This is a genomic window from Epibacterium sp. HA2-3 (assembly GCF_055693725.2).
The window spans coordinates 35,939-51,838 of the sequence record NZ_JBVFUL020000004.1 but is presented as its reverse complement, the minus strand read 5'-3'; the positions used below and the strand labels follow the sequence as shown (position 1 = coordinate 51,838).

13 protein-coding genes and 1 pseudogene are annotated in these 15,900 nt (G+C 59.0%); 10 read left to right on the top strand and 4 right to left on the bottom strand.

From position 1 onward, the window contains the following. Positions 1-2: 2 nt before the first annotated feature. The 3 genes from hppD to ACZ1HH_RS19340 all read right to left on the bottom strand — a co-directional run bounded on the left by hppD (position 3) and on the right by ACZ1HH_RS19340 (position 3,641). Complete coding sequence (hppD, locus tag ACZ1HH_RS19350; RefSeq protein ID WP_472635756.1) at positions 3-1,106, bottom strand: 4-hydroxyphenylpyruvate dioxygenase; 1,104 nt, start codon at positions 1,104-1,106, stop codon at positions 3-5. A gap of 241 nt (positions 1,107-1,347) precedes the next feature. After that, positions 1,348-2,292, bottom strand: coding sequence for a PDR/VanB family oxidoreductase (locus ACZ1HH_RS19345; protein WP_472635660.1), 945 nt, complete (start codon positions 2,290-2,292; stop codon positions 1,348-1,350). Beyond that, positions 2,292-3,641 carry an NAD(P)/FAD-dependent oxidoreductase gene (locus tag ACZ1HH_RS19340; protein WP_487320554.1) on the bottom strand — a complete coding sequence of 450 codons (1,350 nt, stop codon included), beginning with the start codon at positions 3,639-3,641 and terminating at the stop codon, positions 2,292-2,294. Before ACZ1HH_RS19340 ends, ACZ1HH_RS19345 begins: the two co-directional genes overlap by 1 nt. A 112-nt stretch (positions 3,642-3,753) precedes the next feature. Between ACZ1HH_RS19340 and ACZ1HH_RS19335 the strand changes: the two genes are divergently transcribed. The 6 genes and pseudogenes from ACZ1HH_RS19335 (at position 3,754) to ACZ1HH_RS19310 (ending at position 10,433) form a co-directional block, all read left to right on the top strand. Next, the gene (locus ACZ1HH_RS19335) at positions 3,754-4,662 is read left to right on the top strand and encodes a LysR substrate-binding domain-containing protein (protein ID WP_487320553.1); all 909 of its coding nucleotides are present in this window, start codon (positions 3,754-3,756) and stop codon (positions 4,660-4,662) included. A 95-nt stretch (positions 4,663-4,757) separates the two neighbouring features. Continuing rightward, positions 4,758-5,912, top strand: coding sequence for an aromatic ring-hydroxylating oxygenase subunit alpha (locus ACZ1HH_RS19330; RefSeq protein WP_472635663.1), 1,155 nt, complete (start codon positions 4,758-4,760; stop codon positions 5,910-5,912). Next, positions 5,909-7,360 (top strand): aldehyde dehydrogenase family protein, encoded by a 1,452-nt coding sequence (locus ACZ1HH_RS19325; protein WP_472635664.1) that lies wholly within the window; start codon positions 5,909-5,911, stop codon positions 7,358-7,360. The genes ACZ1HH_RS19330 and ACZ1HH_RS19325 overlap by 4 nt, the downstream gene beginning before the upstream one ends. A gap of 3 nt (positions 7,361-7,363) precedes the next feature. Further along, positions 7,364-7,603 carry a hypothetical protein gene (locus tag ACZ1HH_RS19320; RefSeq protein ID WP_472635665.1) on the top strand — a complete coding sequence of 80 codons (240 nt, stop codon included), beginning with the start codon at positions 7,364-7,366 and terminating at the stop codon, positions 7,601-7,603. Between the two features lies 1 nt (position 7,604). Next, complete coding sequence (locus ACZ1HH_RS19315; protein ID WP_472635666.1) at positions 7,605-7,958, top strand: cupin domain-containing protein; 354 nt, start codon at positions 7,605-7,607, stop codon at positions 7,956-7,958. A 121-nt stretch (positions 7,959-8,079) separates the two neighbouring features. Then, positions 8,080-10,433: pseudogene (locus ACZ1HH_RS19310) on the top strand (GcvT family protein). Between the two features lie 515 nt (positions 10,434-10,948). Here ACZ1HH_RS19310 and ACZ1HH_RS19305 read toward each other — a convergent pair. Beyond that, positions 10,949-12,016, bottom strand: coding sequence for a helix-turn-helix domain-containing protein (locus ACZ1HH_RS19305; RefSeq protein WP_472635667.1), 1,068 nt, complete (start codon positions 12,014-12,016; stop codon positions 10,949-10,951). A 299-nt stretch (positions 12,017-12,315) separates the two neighbouring features. On the opposite strand from ACZ1HH_RS19305, the gene ACZ1HH_RS19300 reads away from it, so the two are divergent. From ACZ1HH_RS19300 to ACZ1HH_RS19285, 4 genes are all read left to right on the top strand, one after another. Continuing rightward, a complete protein-coding gene (locus ACZ1HH_RS19300) occupies positions 12,316-14,487 on the top strand; it encodes a ParB/RepB/Spo0J family partition protein (protein ID WP_472635668.1) in 2,172 nt (723 codons plus the stop codon). Between the two features lie 126 nt (positions 14,488-14,613). Then, positions 14,614-14,994: a DUF3768 domain-containing protein gene (locus ACZ1HH_RS19295; protein ID WP_472635669.1), complete on the top strand. Its 381-nt coding sequence runs from the start codon at positions 14,614-14,616 to the stop codon at positions 14,992-14,994. A gap of 237 nt (positions 14,995-15,231) precedes the next feature. Next, positions 15,232-15,408: a hypothetical protein gene (locus tag ACZ1HH_RS19290; protein ID WP_487320552.1), complete on the top strand. Its 177-nt coding sequence runs from the start codon at positions 15,232-15,234 to the stop codon at positions 15,406-15,408. A gap of 79 nt (positions 15,409-15,487) precedes the next feature. Continuing rightward, positions 15,488-15,871: a DUF6878 family protein gene (locus tag ACZ1HH_RS19285; protein WP_472635671.1), complete on the top strand. Its 384-nt coding sequence runs from the start codon at positions 15,488-15,490 to the stop codon at positions 15,869-15,871. Positions 15,872-15,900 lie beyond the last annotated feature (29 nt).

Genomic DNA, 15,900 nt, shown 5'->3' with positions numbered 1-15,900 from the left:
ACTCACTCCGCCTTCAAAACGCCGCGCTGAATCTGGTCTTCTTCGATCGATTCAAACAGCGCCTTGAAGTTGCCCTCCCCAAAGCCGTCGTCACCTTTGCGCTGGATGAACTCAAAGAAGATCGGGCCAATCACGGTCTTTGAGAAGATTTGCAACAGAATGCGGGTCATGCCGCCATCGACCACACCTTCGCCGTCGATCAGGATGCCGTGCTTTTTCATCCGGTCCAGCGGTTCGTCGTGACCTTTGACGCGATCAAAGCTCTTGTCGTAGTAGATCGCAGGGGGACCGGGCATGAAATCGACACCGTTGTCGCCGATCAGATCGGTCGACGCGTAGATGTCATTGGACGCCACGGCGATGTGCTGGATGCCCTCGCCCTTGTATTCCTTCAGGTATTCTTCGATCTGGCTGTGATCGTCCGAGCTTTCGTTGATCGGGATGCGGATCTTGCCGCAGGGCGACGTCAACGCGCGGCTGGTCAGGCCCGTGACCTTGCCCTTGATGTCGAAAAACCGGATTTCCTTGAAGTTGAACGCAGTGGCGTAGAATTTATACCATGTGTCCATGTTGCCCTGCATGACGTTGTGCGTCAGGTGGTCGATGTAATAGAACCCTGCGCCTTCCGGGGTCGGATCCGCTTCGCCCAGCCATTCAAATTCGCCGTCGTAAGGGTTTTTGCCCTCGTCATAGTCTTCGATGAAATAAAGCAGCGATCCGCCGATCCCGATCACCGCTGGCACGTCAATGGATTTGCCCTCGCCTGTATATTCTTCGGCGCCGTAGTCCACGGCACATTTCATCGCATGCTGCGCATCGACAACGCGCCATGCCATGGCCGGGGCACATGGCCCGTGATCTTGCACAAATTGCGCCGCGTGCGAATTCGGTTCGCGATTGACGATGTAATTCACGCCACCCTGCCGGAACAGCGAGATATCCTTCGTCTTGTGACGTGCGACCTCAACGTAACCCATCTTGGTGAACAACTCCTCCAGAACGCCTGGGTCGGGGTGCGCGAATTCAACAAATTCAAATCCATCCGTTCCGGCAATGTTGGTGTCGTCGATCTTGGCTTTGGGTGCGTCGTGCGGAAAAGGTCCGATGGGACTCTCCTGAAATCTGTCTGTGCAGCTTTCGTGCCCTCTGCGCAGATAAATGTTCCCCGGCCCGCGGGATCATCGGCATCTACGATTCCGATGTCACATCTCAGGTAACAAACTTTATGGTGCGAAGTCAACATTATCGTTGACTGCTCATCTGCAACGGTCCCGCCCTTAACAACCCCGGATCAGCGAGGGTGTAGCCGCATCTCAATGATGGACCATCCGCCGTTTGCCATTAGGGTCAAAGCTCCAGCACGAGGCGTTTGCCCTTGGCGCGTGACACACAGGTGCACATGAAGCTGCTGGAGGCCTGTTCCTCGGGTGTCAGAATACCGTCGCGGTGATCGACCTCACCCTCCACCACATCGACGATGCACGATCCGCACAGACCCTCTGCGCAACCGAACTCGACCGGAATACCATTTGACTTCAGAACGTTCAGGATCGTGTCCTCCGACCCGACTTCGAAGACGGCACCGGTTGATGCGATCTCGATCTCGAAACTGTCGTTATCGCCGTGGTTTGCGTCAGACGCCGCAGCAAATCTTTCAAAGTGGATTGTGCCGCCGCGCATGGCGCTGCCAGCCTCAAGCACCGCGCCCAGCATGGGTTCGGGCCCGCAGACATAGACATCGCTGCCGTTTGGCATCGACCGCAGGACATCGGAAAAATCCAGCCGCCCATCGGTGTCATCGCAATGCAGTCTGTACCACTGATCCAGCCCCAGAGCCCGGAATTTTGCATCCATTGCGGCGAAATCCCGTGATCGCACAAGGTAGATGACCTGGAAATCGCGCCCCGTGTTCAGCAGTTCACGTGCCATTGCAACCAATGGCGTGGCACCGATGCCCCCGGCAATGAGGGTGACATAGCAATCATCGGATTGCAGCTTGAAATGATTGCGCGGACCGCCAATTTCAACCTCCGCGCCTTCTTCAAGAGCGTGGACTGCAAGCGATCCGCCACGGCCGTTTTCTTCGCGCTTCACGCCGATATTGATGGTGCGGCCGTCTTGCGACCAGCTCCACAGCGAATACTGGCGGACAAGCTCGGGGCCGAGGTGGATATCCACATGGGCACCGGGTTCAAGCCCCTGAAACCGGCCTTGGACAGCCTCGAATTGAAAATCGGTTGTATCGGCGCTCAGGCTTGTTTTGCGCACCAAACGGGCCGTGATCGTATCCATCAGATTTCCTCCTTGCTTTCCCAGGCTGCCAGTTTCAGTCGTGCCTTCACGCCCAGACCAAGAAATGGATCAGGGGGGTTCAGGGACGGCGTGTTTGAAACGGCAAACATGTCCTGCAGCAAGGATGAACTGCGGCCCGATGCTGCCTCGGCCAGCAGCCGCCCCGAAATCGTCCCGCGTGCCACGCCCACTCCGTTGTGGCAGGATGAATTCCACACGTCCGAGGCGATCTCACCGAAATAGCTGACATGGTTGCGCGACAGGCCGCAGACGCCGCCCCATGTGCTGTCAAAGGGAACCTTCTTAAGACCGGGGTACCTCTTGTCCAATGCCTCACGGTGTTTTTGCCGGACGATATCGAGTGCGCTGTCTTTAGCGCCGTAGTGTCCGGCATAGTCATATTGGTTGCGGACCAGAAGCCTGCGGTCTCTGGTCATGCGCAAGGTGGTGCCACCCGGATCAGCGGGGGTAAGCCCCCAATCCAGCCGCCCGCCAAAGCTGTCCATTTCGGCCCCGCTTAACGGTCGTGTCATGGATGCAAAGGTGATGACCGGCACAATCCGGTTCTGCAAAAACCCGAATTCAGGTGTGAAGGCGTTGGTGCACATCAATACGGCCGAGGTTGTCACCTCCAGCGGAATCCCGCGACTGCGCAATGTCATGCCAAAGCCACGGCTTTCACGTTCAAACCGCACAACCGGGCTTCCATCAAATAGGGTCACGTTTTGGGGAAGCGAACGCGCCAGGCCGCGGGTCAACCGCACAGGGTTCATCAAAACGCAGCCCGGTGTGTGAATGGCCCCCGCATAGTAGTTTGTGCCCGTAATGTCGGCGACTTCGCTGCGATCAAGCGCGGTATAAGGCTGATTGATCTTTTCGAGTGCTTTCACAAACTGGCGCATCTTGCCTGTGCCACGTTCGCGGACAGCCCCCTGAAGCTTACCGACGGGAGACCAATCGCACGCGATTTCGGCGGCTTGGACATGAGCCTCCAGATCGGAAATGGCCCGACTGTTCAGGCGCATGATAGCCGAAAGCCGATCGGGATCGTCACTGTCGAGATCGAATTTGTGGGGCAGGTCAATGATGAACCCGGAATTTCTGCCCGAGGCACCCCAGCCAATTGGCTTGGCGTCGATCAGTGCAACCGTGTCTTGGGGATTGAGTTCGGCCAGGCGCCGGGCGGCGGCCAGCCCGGTAAAGCCCGCCCCGATGACGGTCCAGTCGAAATGGGTGACACGATCGTGGTGCCGACGAGATCCGATTGCCGCATATTCAGATGGCTCCACCCATCCTGCCGGCGTGTCATCAGGGGGCAATTGACGAATATCTATTCTCTGTTTGACCATAACGCGCTCCTCCTCATTTCAGAAACCCCAATCTTTGGTAGCGCTCAATTGGAAAAATACTCATATTCGGATGAGCTGACTTAATCCGAATCCATTCAGCGATGAAAAGACGATGTCCCGACGCCACTATAATCTCCCTCCTATGACCACGCTTTCGGCGTTCGAGGCCGCGGCCCGTCACCTGAGTTTCAAAAATGCAGCGCAGGAACTATCGGTGACCCCGGGGGCTGTCAGCCATCAGATCAAGGCACTTGAGGGGGAACTGGGCGTTCCGTTGTTTGCCCGCCGGCATCGCGGCGTCGAATTGACGGTCGAGGGACACCAGCTTTTCGAGGTGCTCGCTACGTCCTACCGCCAGATCTCGAGGGAGCTGTCGAAGATCCGCCAGAGCGCTGAGACGGATGCGATTACAGTCGGCTCAACCACGGCTGTTGCCGCACTTTGGCTGTCGCCGGCCATTATCCGTTTCTGGCGGGAACACCCCGACATCAACGTCAGTCAGATCACGCAAGACCGACCCTTTGAAGATCCTAGCGCCTTTGATTTTATCATACGATACGGGAAAGACAGAAATTCGAACCTGCGGCAAACACCCATCTACCGGGATCGGCTTGTCCCGGTGGCCGAACCCAAAACAGCGGTCGAACTGGCGCAATGCAGTCTTGAGGACATAGCGCGGCAGCGGCTGATCCACCTCGATAGCCCCGCGACATCAAGCTGGACCAATTGGAGCGAGTGGTTTCAACATCTTGGCTACAACGGAGACATCACGATCGGCGCGCGGGTGACGAGTTACTCGGTCGCGCTTCAGATCGCACGTAAAGGGATGGGCCTGGCCCTGGGATGGCAAAGGCTGGTACAGCCCATGGTGGATAGCGGCAAACTGTCCATTGTGGGCAGGCACCACATACCCGCGCCAAATAAATTCTACCTCGTGGGCCCGCCCGAAGAAGAACTGTCGCCCAATGCAAGCCTACTCAGAAGCTGGCTGCTCAACGAGGCACGTTCTATCTCGGTTTAGTTTGAGTCATCCAAAAATGAACTTTTCCCGTATTGAGCGCTTGGTCCGAATGGGTCCAATTGGTGCCGAGCAACCTCAGCACCAAGGAGAGTTCGATGAACAAATTTGGCCCGTTGTCTTCCGTTTTGGCCGACGTGAACGTCGCGAACGGCCTGCCGAACGAACACTACGTTGATCCTGCCTTGTTCGAAGAGGAAAAGCGATCGGTGCTGTTTGCGAATTGGTCAGGCATCGGCTTTGGCAAGGATGTTCCCGAGGCGGGTGATGCCAAGCCTGTCTATTTTCTGGGGATGCCGATCCTTCTTGTCCGGGATCGCACCGGCGAGATTGGGGTATTCCAGAATACTTGCCGTCACCGTGGCATGATCCTTGTCGAAAAGCCCCAGAAAATTCGAGGCGCAATCCGGTGCCCCTACCACAGCTGGTGCTACGGCCTGAACGGTGAGCTTCGGACAACGCCGCATGTCGGCGGCCCGGGCCAGAATACCCATGAAGATATCGACATGGACAAGCTGGGCCTTATCAGGATCCGGTCTTTTATCTGGCGCGATGTGATCTTCGTTAATATCGACGGCAATGCCCCCGAATTTACCGAAGTCCACGCAGAACTGATGGAGCGCTGGGGCGAGTTCGAGCAGCCAATCCACCACGGTGGCGAGACGTCTTCGTTCAAATTGGAAGTCGCGACGAACTGGAAACTGGCCGTGGAGAACTATTGCGAGAGCTACCACCTGCCATGGGTTCATCCGGGCCTGAACAGCTACTCCCGGCTTGAGGATCACTACAATATCGAAAAGCGCGGCCATTATTCCGGCCAGGGCACATTGGTCTATCGCCAGCTGACCGACGAGGATGGCCAGAAGTTCCCCGATTTCGAAGGGCTGAGCGAACAGTGGAACGAGGGCGCCGAATACGTCGCCGTCTATCCGAACGTGTTGCTGGGCGTTCAGCGCGATCACTGCTTTGCGATCGTGCTGGAGCCAAAGAGCTGGGGCAATACTGTAGAACACATCGAACTCTATTACGCAAAGCCGGAGAAGGAAACGCCGGAGCATGATGGCCTTCGCGCATCCAATGCGCAGCTTTGGAAGACCGTGTTCGAGGAGGATGTCTTTGTCGTGGAGGGCATGCAAAAGGGCCGCCATGGCGCATTGTTTGACGGCGGGCGCTTCTCTCCTGCGATGGACGGGCCGACGCATAACTTTCATCACTGGGTCGCCACGCAGATCGAAAACGGCCGGAACGCATGAGCGCCTTTCTCAGCGACGGTCTGGCGCGCAACTTTGTCGCCGGTGAGTGGGCGGAGGGCGATGATGGCGCGGTGATCGCTGTCGAGGACCCGGCCACGGAAGACCACTTTGCCGACTGTGCCAAAGCATCCGAGGCCAGCGTCGCGACTGCGCTAGATGCGGCGCGGGCGTCATTTGACCGCGGTGATCTTGCCGATATGCAGCCATCTGCGCGTGGACGTCTGATGCTGCGCGTCGCGCAGGAAATCCGCGGGATCGCGAACGAAGGGGCACAGCTTTTGTGCCGCGAGAGCGGCAAGACCCTCGACGCTGCCTTTGATGAATTCGAAGAGGCGGCGCAATACTTCGAATACTACGGTGGTGTCGCCGATAAGATCGAAGGCAAATCAATTCCGCTTGGCCCTGACTATGCCGACTATACCGTGTTCGAACCCTTCGGTGTGTCCGCCCAGATCGTCCCCTGGAATTTCCCTGTTTCCATCGCGGCGCGGTCGCTGGCGCCGTCGATGGCTGCTGGCAATTCCACGATCATCAAGTCACCCGAGCTTGATCCGGTTGGCCTTGCACTTCTGGGCACGGCGCTTGAGCGGGCGGATGTCCCGGCCGGTGCTGTGTCGATCCTGAACGGTATCGGACCGGATATCGGCGCAAAACTCGTCGCGTCTTCGCAAATCGACCAGATCGTCTTTACAGGCTCGGTTCCGACCGGGCAGGCAATCCTGCGTGCGGCGGCAGAGCAGGTGACGCCATCCTTGATGGAACTAGGTGGAAAATCCGCGGCTGTCGTTTTCGAAGATGCCGATCTGGATACATTCATCGCCAGCCTGAAAAGCGGTATCTTCTACAATGCAGGCCAGGTCTGTTCGGCCATGGCGCGGGTTCTTGTGCATCGCTCGATTTATGAAGAGGCGGTTGAACGCGCGGCAGCCCTCGCAAACGGGCTGAGCATCGGGCACGGGCTGGATAATCCCGATCACACTCCCGTCATCTCGGCCCTACAACTGTCCCGGATCGAGGAACTGGCCTCAACCGCACGCCAGGACGGGGCACGCGTGGCCGCGGGTGGCAGCCGGTTGGACCGGAAAGGCCACTTCATGGCCCCCACCATTCTGGCCGATGTCAATCCGTCCAGCCGTGTCGCCCAGGAAGAGATATTCGGCCCTGTCACCTGCATGACACCTTTCGAAACCGAAGGCGAAGCCATTGCCATGGCAAACGGGACGGAATTCGGCCTGGTTGCCGGTGTGTTCACCCGCGATCTGGCGCGTTCGCATCGGGTGGCGCGAAAACTGCGTGCCGGGCAGGTGTTCGTGAATGAATGGTTTGCAGGTGGCATCTCCACGCCGTTCGGTGGTGTCGGAAAGTCCGGCTTTGGGCGCGAAAAGGGGCTCGAGGCACTATATAACTATGTCCGCACCAAGAATATCGCGATCTCTCTCAAAGGATAGGCGATGGAACGGGATGCCCTTGAGAAGGCGCTTTTAGCTGCTCATGACGCAGATGACACAAACGGGCTGGTCGATCTCTATACTCTGGCGGCAGACCAGGCCGAGCAAACCCAGGACATTGATGCTGCTTGTTTCTATCTGACCCACGCTTTTGTCTTTGCGTTGGAAAGCGGAAACAGCAGCGCACAGGTACTCAACAAACGCCTCGCGGACCGCGGGCGCGCAAAATTACTGGATTTCTGACGTGGCTGTAAAAGTTATTCGCGGCAAGGACATCGACATGAAGCACCGGGGCGGACCACCGGGCGAGGCCCGTGTGGGGCGCGCTATTTCAAGCGATCTAAGCCCCACGATGGCGGCCGGCATAGCGGAATTCGATGGATACGCCATCGCATGGCAGGTCCACTACGATGAGATCGTTCATGTGTTGGAAGGCAGATTTCTGTTGGAAGTCGGCGGCGAGGTTCACATGGCCAATGCGGGCGATACCATGTGGATCCCCAAAGGCACACGATTGTCCTACGGCGGCGACAAGGCCCGGATATTCTATGCCGTCTATCCCGGGAACTGGCGAGAGAAGCTGACGATCTATGAATAATCCCAGGCCAGGCTGCGGGTCGCCCCGCCCGCAGATTTGATAGGAAGACCAACAGATGCGCAATGAGGCACAGGCCGTCGTAATCGGCGGGGGCGTAATCGGATGTTCGATCCTGTAACACCTGGCAAAGCTCGGGTGGTCCGATGTGGTCTTGCTGGAACGCAATGAACTGACATCCGGGTCTACCTGGCACGCTGCGGCCAATATCCACGGCCTGCATGACAGCACCAATATCAGCCGCATCCAGCACTACACGATGAAGCTCTACAAGGAACTGGAGGCTGAGACGGGTCAAAGCTGCGGTGTGTTCCAGCCCGGCTCGCTTTACCTCGCGCAGACACAGGAACGCGAACATCAGCTGCGCCTACAGGCCGCCAAGGCGAAACTCTACGGGATGAATTTCTACGAAGTCAGCATCGCAGAGGCCAAAGAACTGAACCCGATGGTCAATTACGATGGCATCCGTTGCGTCATGTATGAACAGGACGGTGGTAATGTGGACCCTTCGGGCGTGACCAACGCCTATGCGGTCGGGGCGCGGCAACTGGGTCGGAAATCCACCGCTTTACCCCTGTTACGGGAACAGACCAGCAGGCAGACGGCACATGGATCGTGCGGACACCCAAAGGCGACATCACCACGGCATGGGTCATCAATGCCGCAGGCCTCTGGGGTCGGGAGGTTGCCGCACTGGCCGGCATCACACTGCCGCTGCAACCGACAGAGCATCAGTATTTTGTCACCGAAACCATGAACGATGTGGCCGATGCCGGGCGGCGCCTGCCCTCGGTCAGCGACCGTGACGGCGAATACTACCTGCGTCAGGAAGGCAATGGCCTGCTTGTCGGAGCCTATGAGCGCGACATGAAGTTCTGGGCCGAAGAAGGCACCCCGCTTGATTTCGCGCACGATCTGTTCCCCGACGATCTGGAACGGATCGAGGGCAACATGATGAATGCGATCGAACGTGTGCCTGCCGTCGGCGAGGCGGGCATCAAACGCGTGATCAACGGCCCCATGATCTGGTCGCCCGACAGCAATGTGCTGATGGGGCCGGTGCCTGAACTTGATGGCTATTTCTGCTGCAACGGGATCATCCCGGGATTTTCGCAATCGGGCGGAATGGGATTGATGGCTGCCCAGTGGATCATTGAGGGGGAAACCCAATACGACATGTTCGCGTGGGACATGGCGCGACTTGACGACTGGGCGACCAAGGCCTTCACACGGGCGCGGGTTCAAGATCAATACGCCCACCGGTTTGCCATTCATTTCCCGAACGAGGAACGCAGCGCAGGCCGCCCTGCCCGCACACGTCCCATCTACCAGACACAGGCCGACATGGGCGCTGTCTTTGGGTTGAACGCCGGATGGGAACATCCTCTGTGGTTTGCGGATGCGCCGGGTGCTGCCGACACCAATGGGTTCACACGGCAGAACTGGTGGGGCCCCGTGGGCGAGGAATGCAGAATGCTGCGTGATCGTGCAGGCATTATCGACATCTCGAACTTTGCCAAATATCGCTGCAAGGGGCCCGGTGCAGCCGATTGGCTGAACGCTGTTTTCGCCAACACCATGCCAAAGACCGTTGGCAGATCGTGCCTGACGCCGCTTATTTCAAGGCGTGGCGGCATCGCCGGCGACTTCACTGTGACGCGGGTGGCCGACGATGAATTCTGGATCATCGGATCGGGCATGGCAGAACGATATCACAAGCGTTTCTTCAAGCAGGTCCCGCTTCCGGATGGCACCACATTCGAAAGCCAAACCGCGCAAATCTGCGACTTCAACATCGCGGGCCCGAAATCGCGAGAGTTGTTGCAGCGCCTGACGAATACATCCCTCGCCAACGCGGATTTTCCTTTCATGCGGTCTGCCCGGATCGAGTTGGCAGGGGTCGATTGTCTTGCGCTGAGGGTATCTTTCACCGGCGATCTGGGCTGGGAGCTTCACTGCAGGACCGAAGATCAGGCACAGCTTTACGCGGCACTTCTTGATGCAGGGAAATCCTTTGATGCCGGGCCGGTCGGCAGTCGCGCACTTATGTCGCTTCGGATCGAAAAGGGCTACGGATCGTGGTCACGCGAATACAGCCCCGAATACTGGCCGCAAGAAGTCGGGTTGGATCGGCTATGCAAGCTGGATAAGGATTTCCTCAACAAATCCGCTGCGCGGCAAGTTTTTGAAAACGATCCACGCGAGGCTCTGGTCCTGATGCATTTGGATGAGGCTGACGTGACAGCATCAAACGCCGATGCGACGGGCGGCGAACCCGTCTTCAAGGACGGCAACGGGATCGGGCGCGTGACGTCGGGTGCCTATGGATACACTGTCGGCATGTCGCTGGCTCTCGGTTTCGTCAAAGACAGTAAGCTGGGCGACTGTGTCGAGGTGATGGTTTTGGGCAAACCACACGTGGCCGTTATACTTTCAGAACCGCCCTTCGATGCAGATGGAACAATTCTGCGAAGCTAAAAAGAGTTCATTACCTGCGCTCAGGACTTCGGTAACTGGTTCACTGGTGTCAAATGACTTCAACCGGCCGATTTGATCCCGTTGGCGGGTTGGTCTGGCTCGGTCGGTCCGACTGCCGTTTTGCAGCTCTTTGATAAGATCCTTCGGGAACATGCTTCAGTCCGTGGTCTGCGCGAGGGATGCCGACATGATGCTGGTTCGGTGCAGTTCCAGTGTGTGCATCTCACAGGTGTGCTCAGCGAAGCTGGTGACGGTTCTGACCACGACATCATTGGAACCGCGTCCCTTCGGGATCTCGAAAGCCTGCGGTCAGCCAGGCAATATAGATTGCTCATCGTTCCCCCAGGTCATTAGGAACCGTGAATCATGACGGCAAGCCAATCTCAAGCCCGTCAAAGGGTCCTGAGCCTGGATTGGCTATGCGATAGGATTGGTTTTGTGATGGCAATTTGGCAATGGCGCGCCACATCGCACAAGCGCGCTTGTGCGCTTCCTAGATCACATTCTGCCGCATTCTAAGTTGCAATGCACCACATCCTATAGCGCCCCTGCCCGGTCACTTCGCGGATCAAACCGCTTGCCTCCATCCAGTTAAGGTTGCTCTGAACTGCGGCGCGGCTGGCTCCGATCATCGCCTCAGCCATTGGGGCGGAGACCAAGGGCCACCGAGAGAAAGTTCTTCGCAAGGCAACCGGCGTGCGGCCAGACAATTGCGCCATAACGGTCCTTGCACGCTCCGCCCATTTTTCAACGTCGTCCAGTGTTCGCATCGCCGTTAAAATCGCGCAGTCCATGCCATCCAGCCAGCGGTCCAACCGCTCTAACGGCAAGCCAAAAGCACGCAGCCCCCCTGCCCCACCCATGCCGAGCGGTGCAAAGACGGCACCGCTTCCATCGCTGACCGCGATCCTGGACGCGGTAACGGCGGCTTCGATCTGGTCTCCGTTTTGTCCGAGGCCCGCTAGGCTCCAGAGATGAAAGCCCATGCAAGCCCGGGTGATCGGGTGGAGATCGGTTGCGGCTGTCATTACTTCTAGCCATCCGCCCGCGCGATCCTCGAAACGCTCAGCGCTGTCTTCAATGTTCTCGGGATCGCGGCGATCCAGGAAGGCGGCCAAGTCAACCTTCGGTCCGGGACCGCCTGTCAGACGCCGAACAGCCCATCCAACTCTTGCCAGCGCATTTGGGTCATCCTGTGTGCCTGACAATCGCATTGATACCCAGAGCGCCAGACGATCAGAACTTACCCGATCCCCTGCGAACCAACTGAGGTCCGCTGCCTCGATCAGAGCAAGCCGATGCCGCCAGCCTTCCGGGCCGCGCAGCAGCCGGTCATCCAGAGCTCCCAGGCGTCCAGCTACCCGTGCCAGTCGCGCGGCGTGAACGCCCTCCGCCTTTGCCCAATCGTCAATGACCGCGGTATCAGGCGGTTCCGCCCGTGGCCCGGAAGGCAAATCATCCGGTTCTTCCTCGAGCGGCCCAGGTAGAAACCAGAGGTCCTCTTCGTGAGTCTCTTCGTCCCCCTCGCGTGTAATGATGGGATCGTCGAAATCATCAGTCAAGGTAGAGGCTTGCGGTTTCATATGTGCAAAATACTGATCTTTTGCACATTACCCAAGTGATTTTGTGAGGGTTGCCTTCGCTCTTTATATAGTATGCGCGCGCGACTGCCTGCGGAACCTCTCAGATCGCGCTCAGCGCAAGGAAACCAAGGGATTGTGCACCAGCGCGACGAGAGAACACCTACTTGCATTCATTTATAAACGGTCGATTGGTGACGCAATCCGAACTTGCAAAGAGCCAAAGAAAGGGAAGCCCGGGTGCCGGGCTTGAAAGGATAGAGAGAGGCTCATCCGGGTTCGGCGTGACAAGGATCCTGACCATGGCCAAGACCTCAACCCGCCCGAAACCCACCACCTCAAAGAAGACCGAAGCCGCCGGATCGGCAACGCCTGACGCCGCTGCCGACATCCGGATGATTCCGCTCGACCAGCTGGAGCCGAGCCCGCTCAACGTCCGCAAGGTGGCCACGAGCACCAGCGACGACGCCGAACTGCTCGCCAGCATCCGCGAGACAGGCATCAAACAGAACCTGGTGGTTCATGCTCTGTCAGAGACACGTTTTGCGGTCGATGCCGGCGGTCGCCGTCTCAAGGCGCTGAAGCAGCTTGCTGAAGACGCTGTGATCCCCGCCAATCATCCGGTGCCCTGCCTCGTCGAAGATGAGCGCAACGCCGTCGTCACCTCTGCCACGGAAAACCTTCAGCGTGCGGCGATGCACCCGGCGGACCAGTTCGAAGCTTTCGACAAGATGATTTCCGAAGGCCGCAGCGAGGACGAGATTGCGCTGAAGTTCGGCGTCTCCGTCGACCTGGTGCGCCGTCGTCTCAAACTCGCTCGTGTCGCGCCCGAGATCATCGAGCAGTTCCGCGTGGGCGATCTGACCCTCGAATGCGTGATGGCGTTCACGCTGACAGACGACCATGATCGCCAACTGGCAGTCTGGAACGCGGTGAAGGGCGGCTATCACATCCATCCGCAAAGCATCAAACGCCATCTGACCGAGACCGCCCACTCGGCGAACTCGGCCCTCGGGCGCTTTGTCGGCATCGAAGCCTATGAGGCAGCGGGCGGTATCCTGCTGCGGGACCTCTTCGACGATCGCGCCAGCGCCCATATGGAAAACCCCGAGCTCCTTGAGCGTCTCGCCATCGAAAAGCTGCAGGCTGCGGCCAAACCCTTCGCGGCTGCCTGGAAATGGGTCGAGGTGCATCTCTCGGTGGATTACGGTGCGTTTCGCAGTTTCGGGCGGGTCTATCCGCAGGACATTGTACCCGATCCGGACCTGCTCGCCGAAGAAGAACGTCTGATTGCGCGCGAGGAAGAACTGGCGGCGCTGAATGACCGCGAGGACTGGACAGACGCCGAAACCGAGGAATACTACGGCATCGAGCCGCGCCTGAGTGAGATCGAGGCCCTTCAGCGCGAACGGCAGCCCTATGCGGACGAAGATCGCGCCATCGCTGGTGTCGCTCTGACCATCGGTCATGACGGGGCGTTGCGCGTCGAGAAGGGCCTCGTGCGGCCGGAGGATATTCCTGTTGCGCACGCACCTGACGAGACCACCGCAGATGCGGATGGCGCCCCCTCCCCTGCCCGCCCACACGTGACGCCGCCGACCTCCTCCACGCCGATGCCGAGCTCCGACCCGGCCGCGACATTGCGCAAGGCGGATGGGATTTCGGCAAGCCTGGCCGATGATTTACGCGCGACGCGCCAGCATATCCTGCGGGCGCATCTGGCGGCGGATTTCGAGGTGGCGTTCGACGCGATGCTCTACGCGCTCTGCGAGCAGGCTTTGGGGCGATCCTACAACAACGAGGCGCTCGACATCTCTTTCCGGCCCTTCCATGCGCAGAACCGCGAGGTGCTGCATGCGGATACCGTCGCCCAGAAGATGCTCGAGGCGCTGGAACAGGACCTCGCCACCGATTGGATGAAGCTGGAGAAACCCGAGGACTTCAGGGCGATGTCGGCCCTGCCCATTGCCGACAAGCAGGCGCTTTTCGCCTGGGCAACGGGTCTGGCGGTCAAACCGCAGCTTTCGTCCGACAATCGCCCCTCCCCGATCATCGAGGAAATCGGCGCGCGGCTCGATGTCGATGTGGCGGCCTGCTGGCGCCCGACCGCGCAGAACTACTGGGGTCGGGTCAACAAAGGTCATGCGGTGGCCACGGCGCGCAAGATGGTCGGCGACGACTACGCCGAAGATCGCAATCGTGAGCGAAAGGGCGATCTCGCGGCCGCGATGGAGCGGGCTTTCGCGGAAACGTCCGGCGAGACGGAAGGTTTCGACGCCGCGACGATTGCAAAGACGACGCGGTGGTTGCCTGACGGGATGACGTTTGCCGGTGCGATGGAGGCCGACGCCAAAATGATTGGCGATGCACCCGAGGCCGAGGAAGGCGACCTGCCCGCCGCAGACGCTCTGGCCGAGGCGGAGAGTGATGAACTGCCGTCCTTGCCCGCCTTCCTCAGCGAGGATGCAGCCTGACGAAGCGAACATCGGTTTGATTACCAAATGAACTTTGGGCCGTCCTCACATCGAGGGCGGCCCTTTCTGGCTGGCGGGTTGCCGACAGCCGATATCGGATCGGCTGGCCCGTCCCGGAGATATCCCATGACCACCACACTCGATCTCGATCCCGTCAAGGAAGCCGCACTCATTGCCGCCCAGAATGACACGTTTCGGCGTTCCATATTTGGCAAAACGCCCGTTGCCGATGCCCCGCAGGGCCAGTTCGTGATGACGCGTGGCATCGCGGCGCTTGGGCCCGACGCCCAACTGGATCTCACCCGCCGTGTTGCCGCGTTTGACGGTTTCAATGCCGACAGTGACCCGCAGGGATGGCACGAGATGGGCGTCATCGACCTCGATGGCACGACGGTCTGGTTCAAACTCGACCTCTATGACGTCGACTACACGTACGGCTCGCCGGAACCTTCCGATCTCGAACAGACGCGTCGGGTCCTGACCCTGCTTCTGCCGTCGGAATACTGACGGCCCCCCAACCCCAATCACAGCCCGAGACCGCCCTTGCACAAAGGGCGGTCCTTTCGCGCTGATGGGTTCCAAGGGGCGCGATGGTTGCGTCCCGCCCGCCGCAGGAGACCAGAGATGGCCAAGACACTCGACTACTAGATCACCCTCTACCCCGCGCATCGCGATGGCGCCTTCGTTGTTACCCAGTTCCAGATGCTGGGGAGCTACCCCGAAAAGCGCATCCAGGCCGCGGGCATGGATGACCTGATCGACAAGGTGACGCAGTTCGCAATGGAGCACGGTGAGAGTTGCAGCGCCTCGGTGCGCTGCCTCGCCCCGCGCAAACCCCCTGGCTTCAAGCGCGCGACCGAGAACCTCTATTTCAAACTGGTTGACCGGACGGCTGAGAAACGCGGCGACGCAGCAGCCTGAAGCCCTCATGCGGGAAACCTCTGGGGCGGCCTCGCGTAACGGTCGCCCTCCCCTCTCCCAATTCCAAAGGACAAAAGACATGACACAAGCGAATGATTTCTACACGCAGATGCTCGAATCTCAGAGACGGGCTGCCGAACAGCGGGTCGAGACCCGCGCGGCGCTCCTTTCCGAGCTGTGCGCCATCGGCGTGACCAGCATCGAGGTGCAATACGAAGGCTACGGCGATTCCGGCAATGTCGAGGATGTCGTCGTGACCCCAGACACGATCACCCTGACCGAGGAGTTGCGGCGCCGGGTCGAAGATTTCGGATGGGATTTTGCCTATGCGCTGAGTCCCGGTTTTGAGAACAACGAAGGTGGCTATGGCGAACTGACCTGGGCGCTCGAGGCGGACAAGATCGATGTCAGCCACTCGAACCGCTATATCTCGTCTGAGACCACCGAACACGAGGGGCTCTGACATGGCACATCCCCTCCACCACGCCGAAA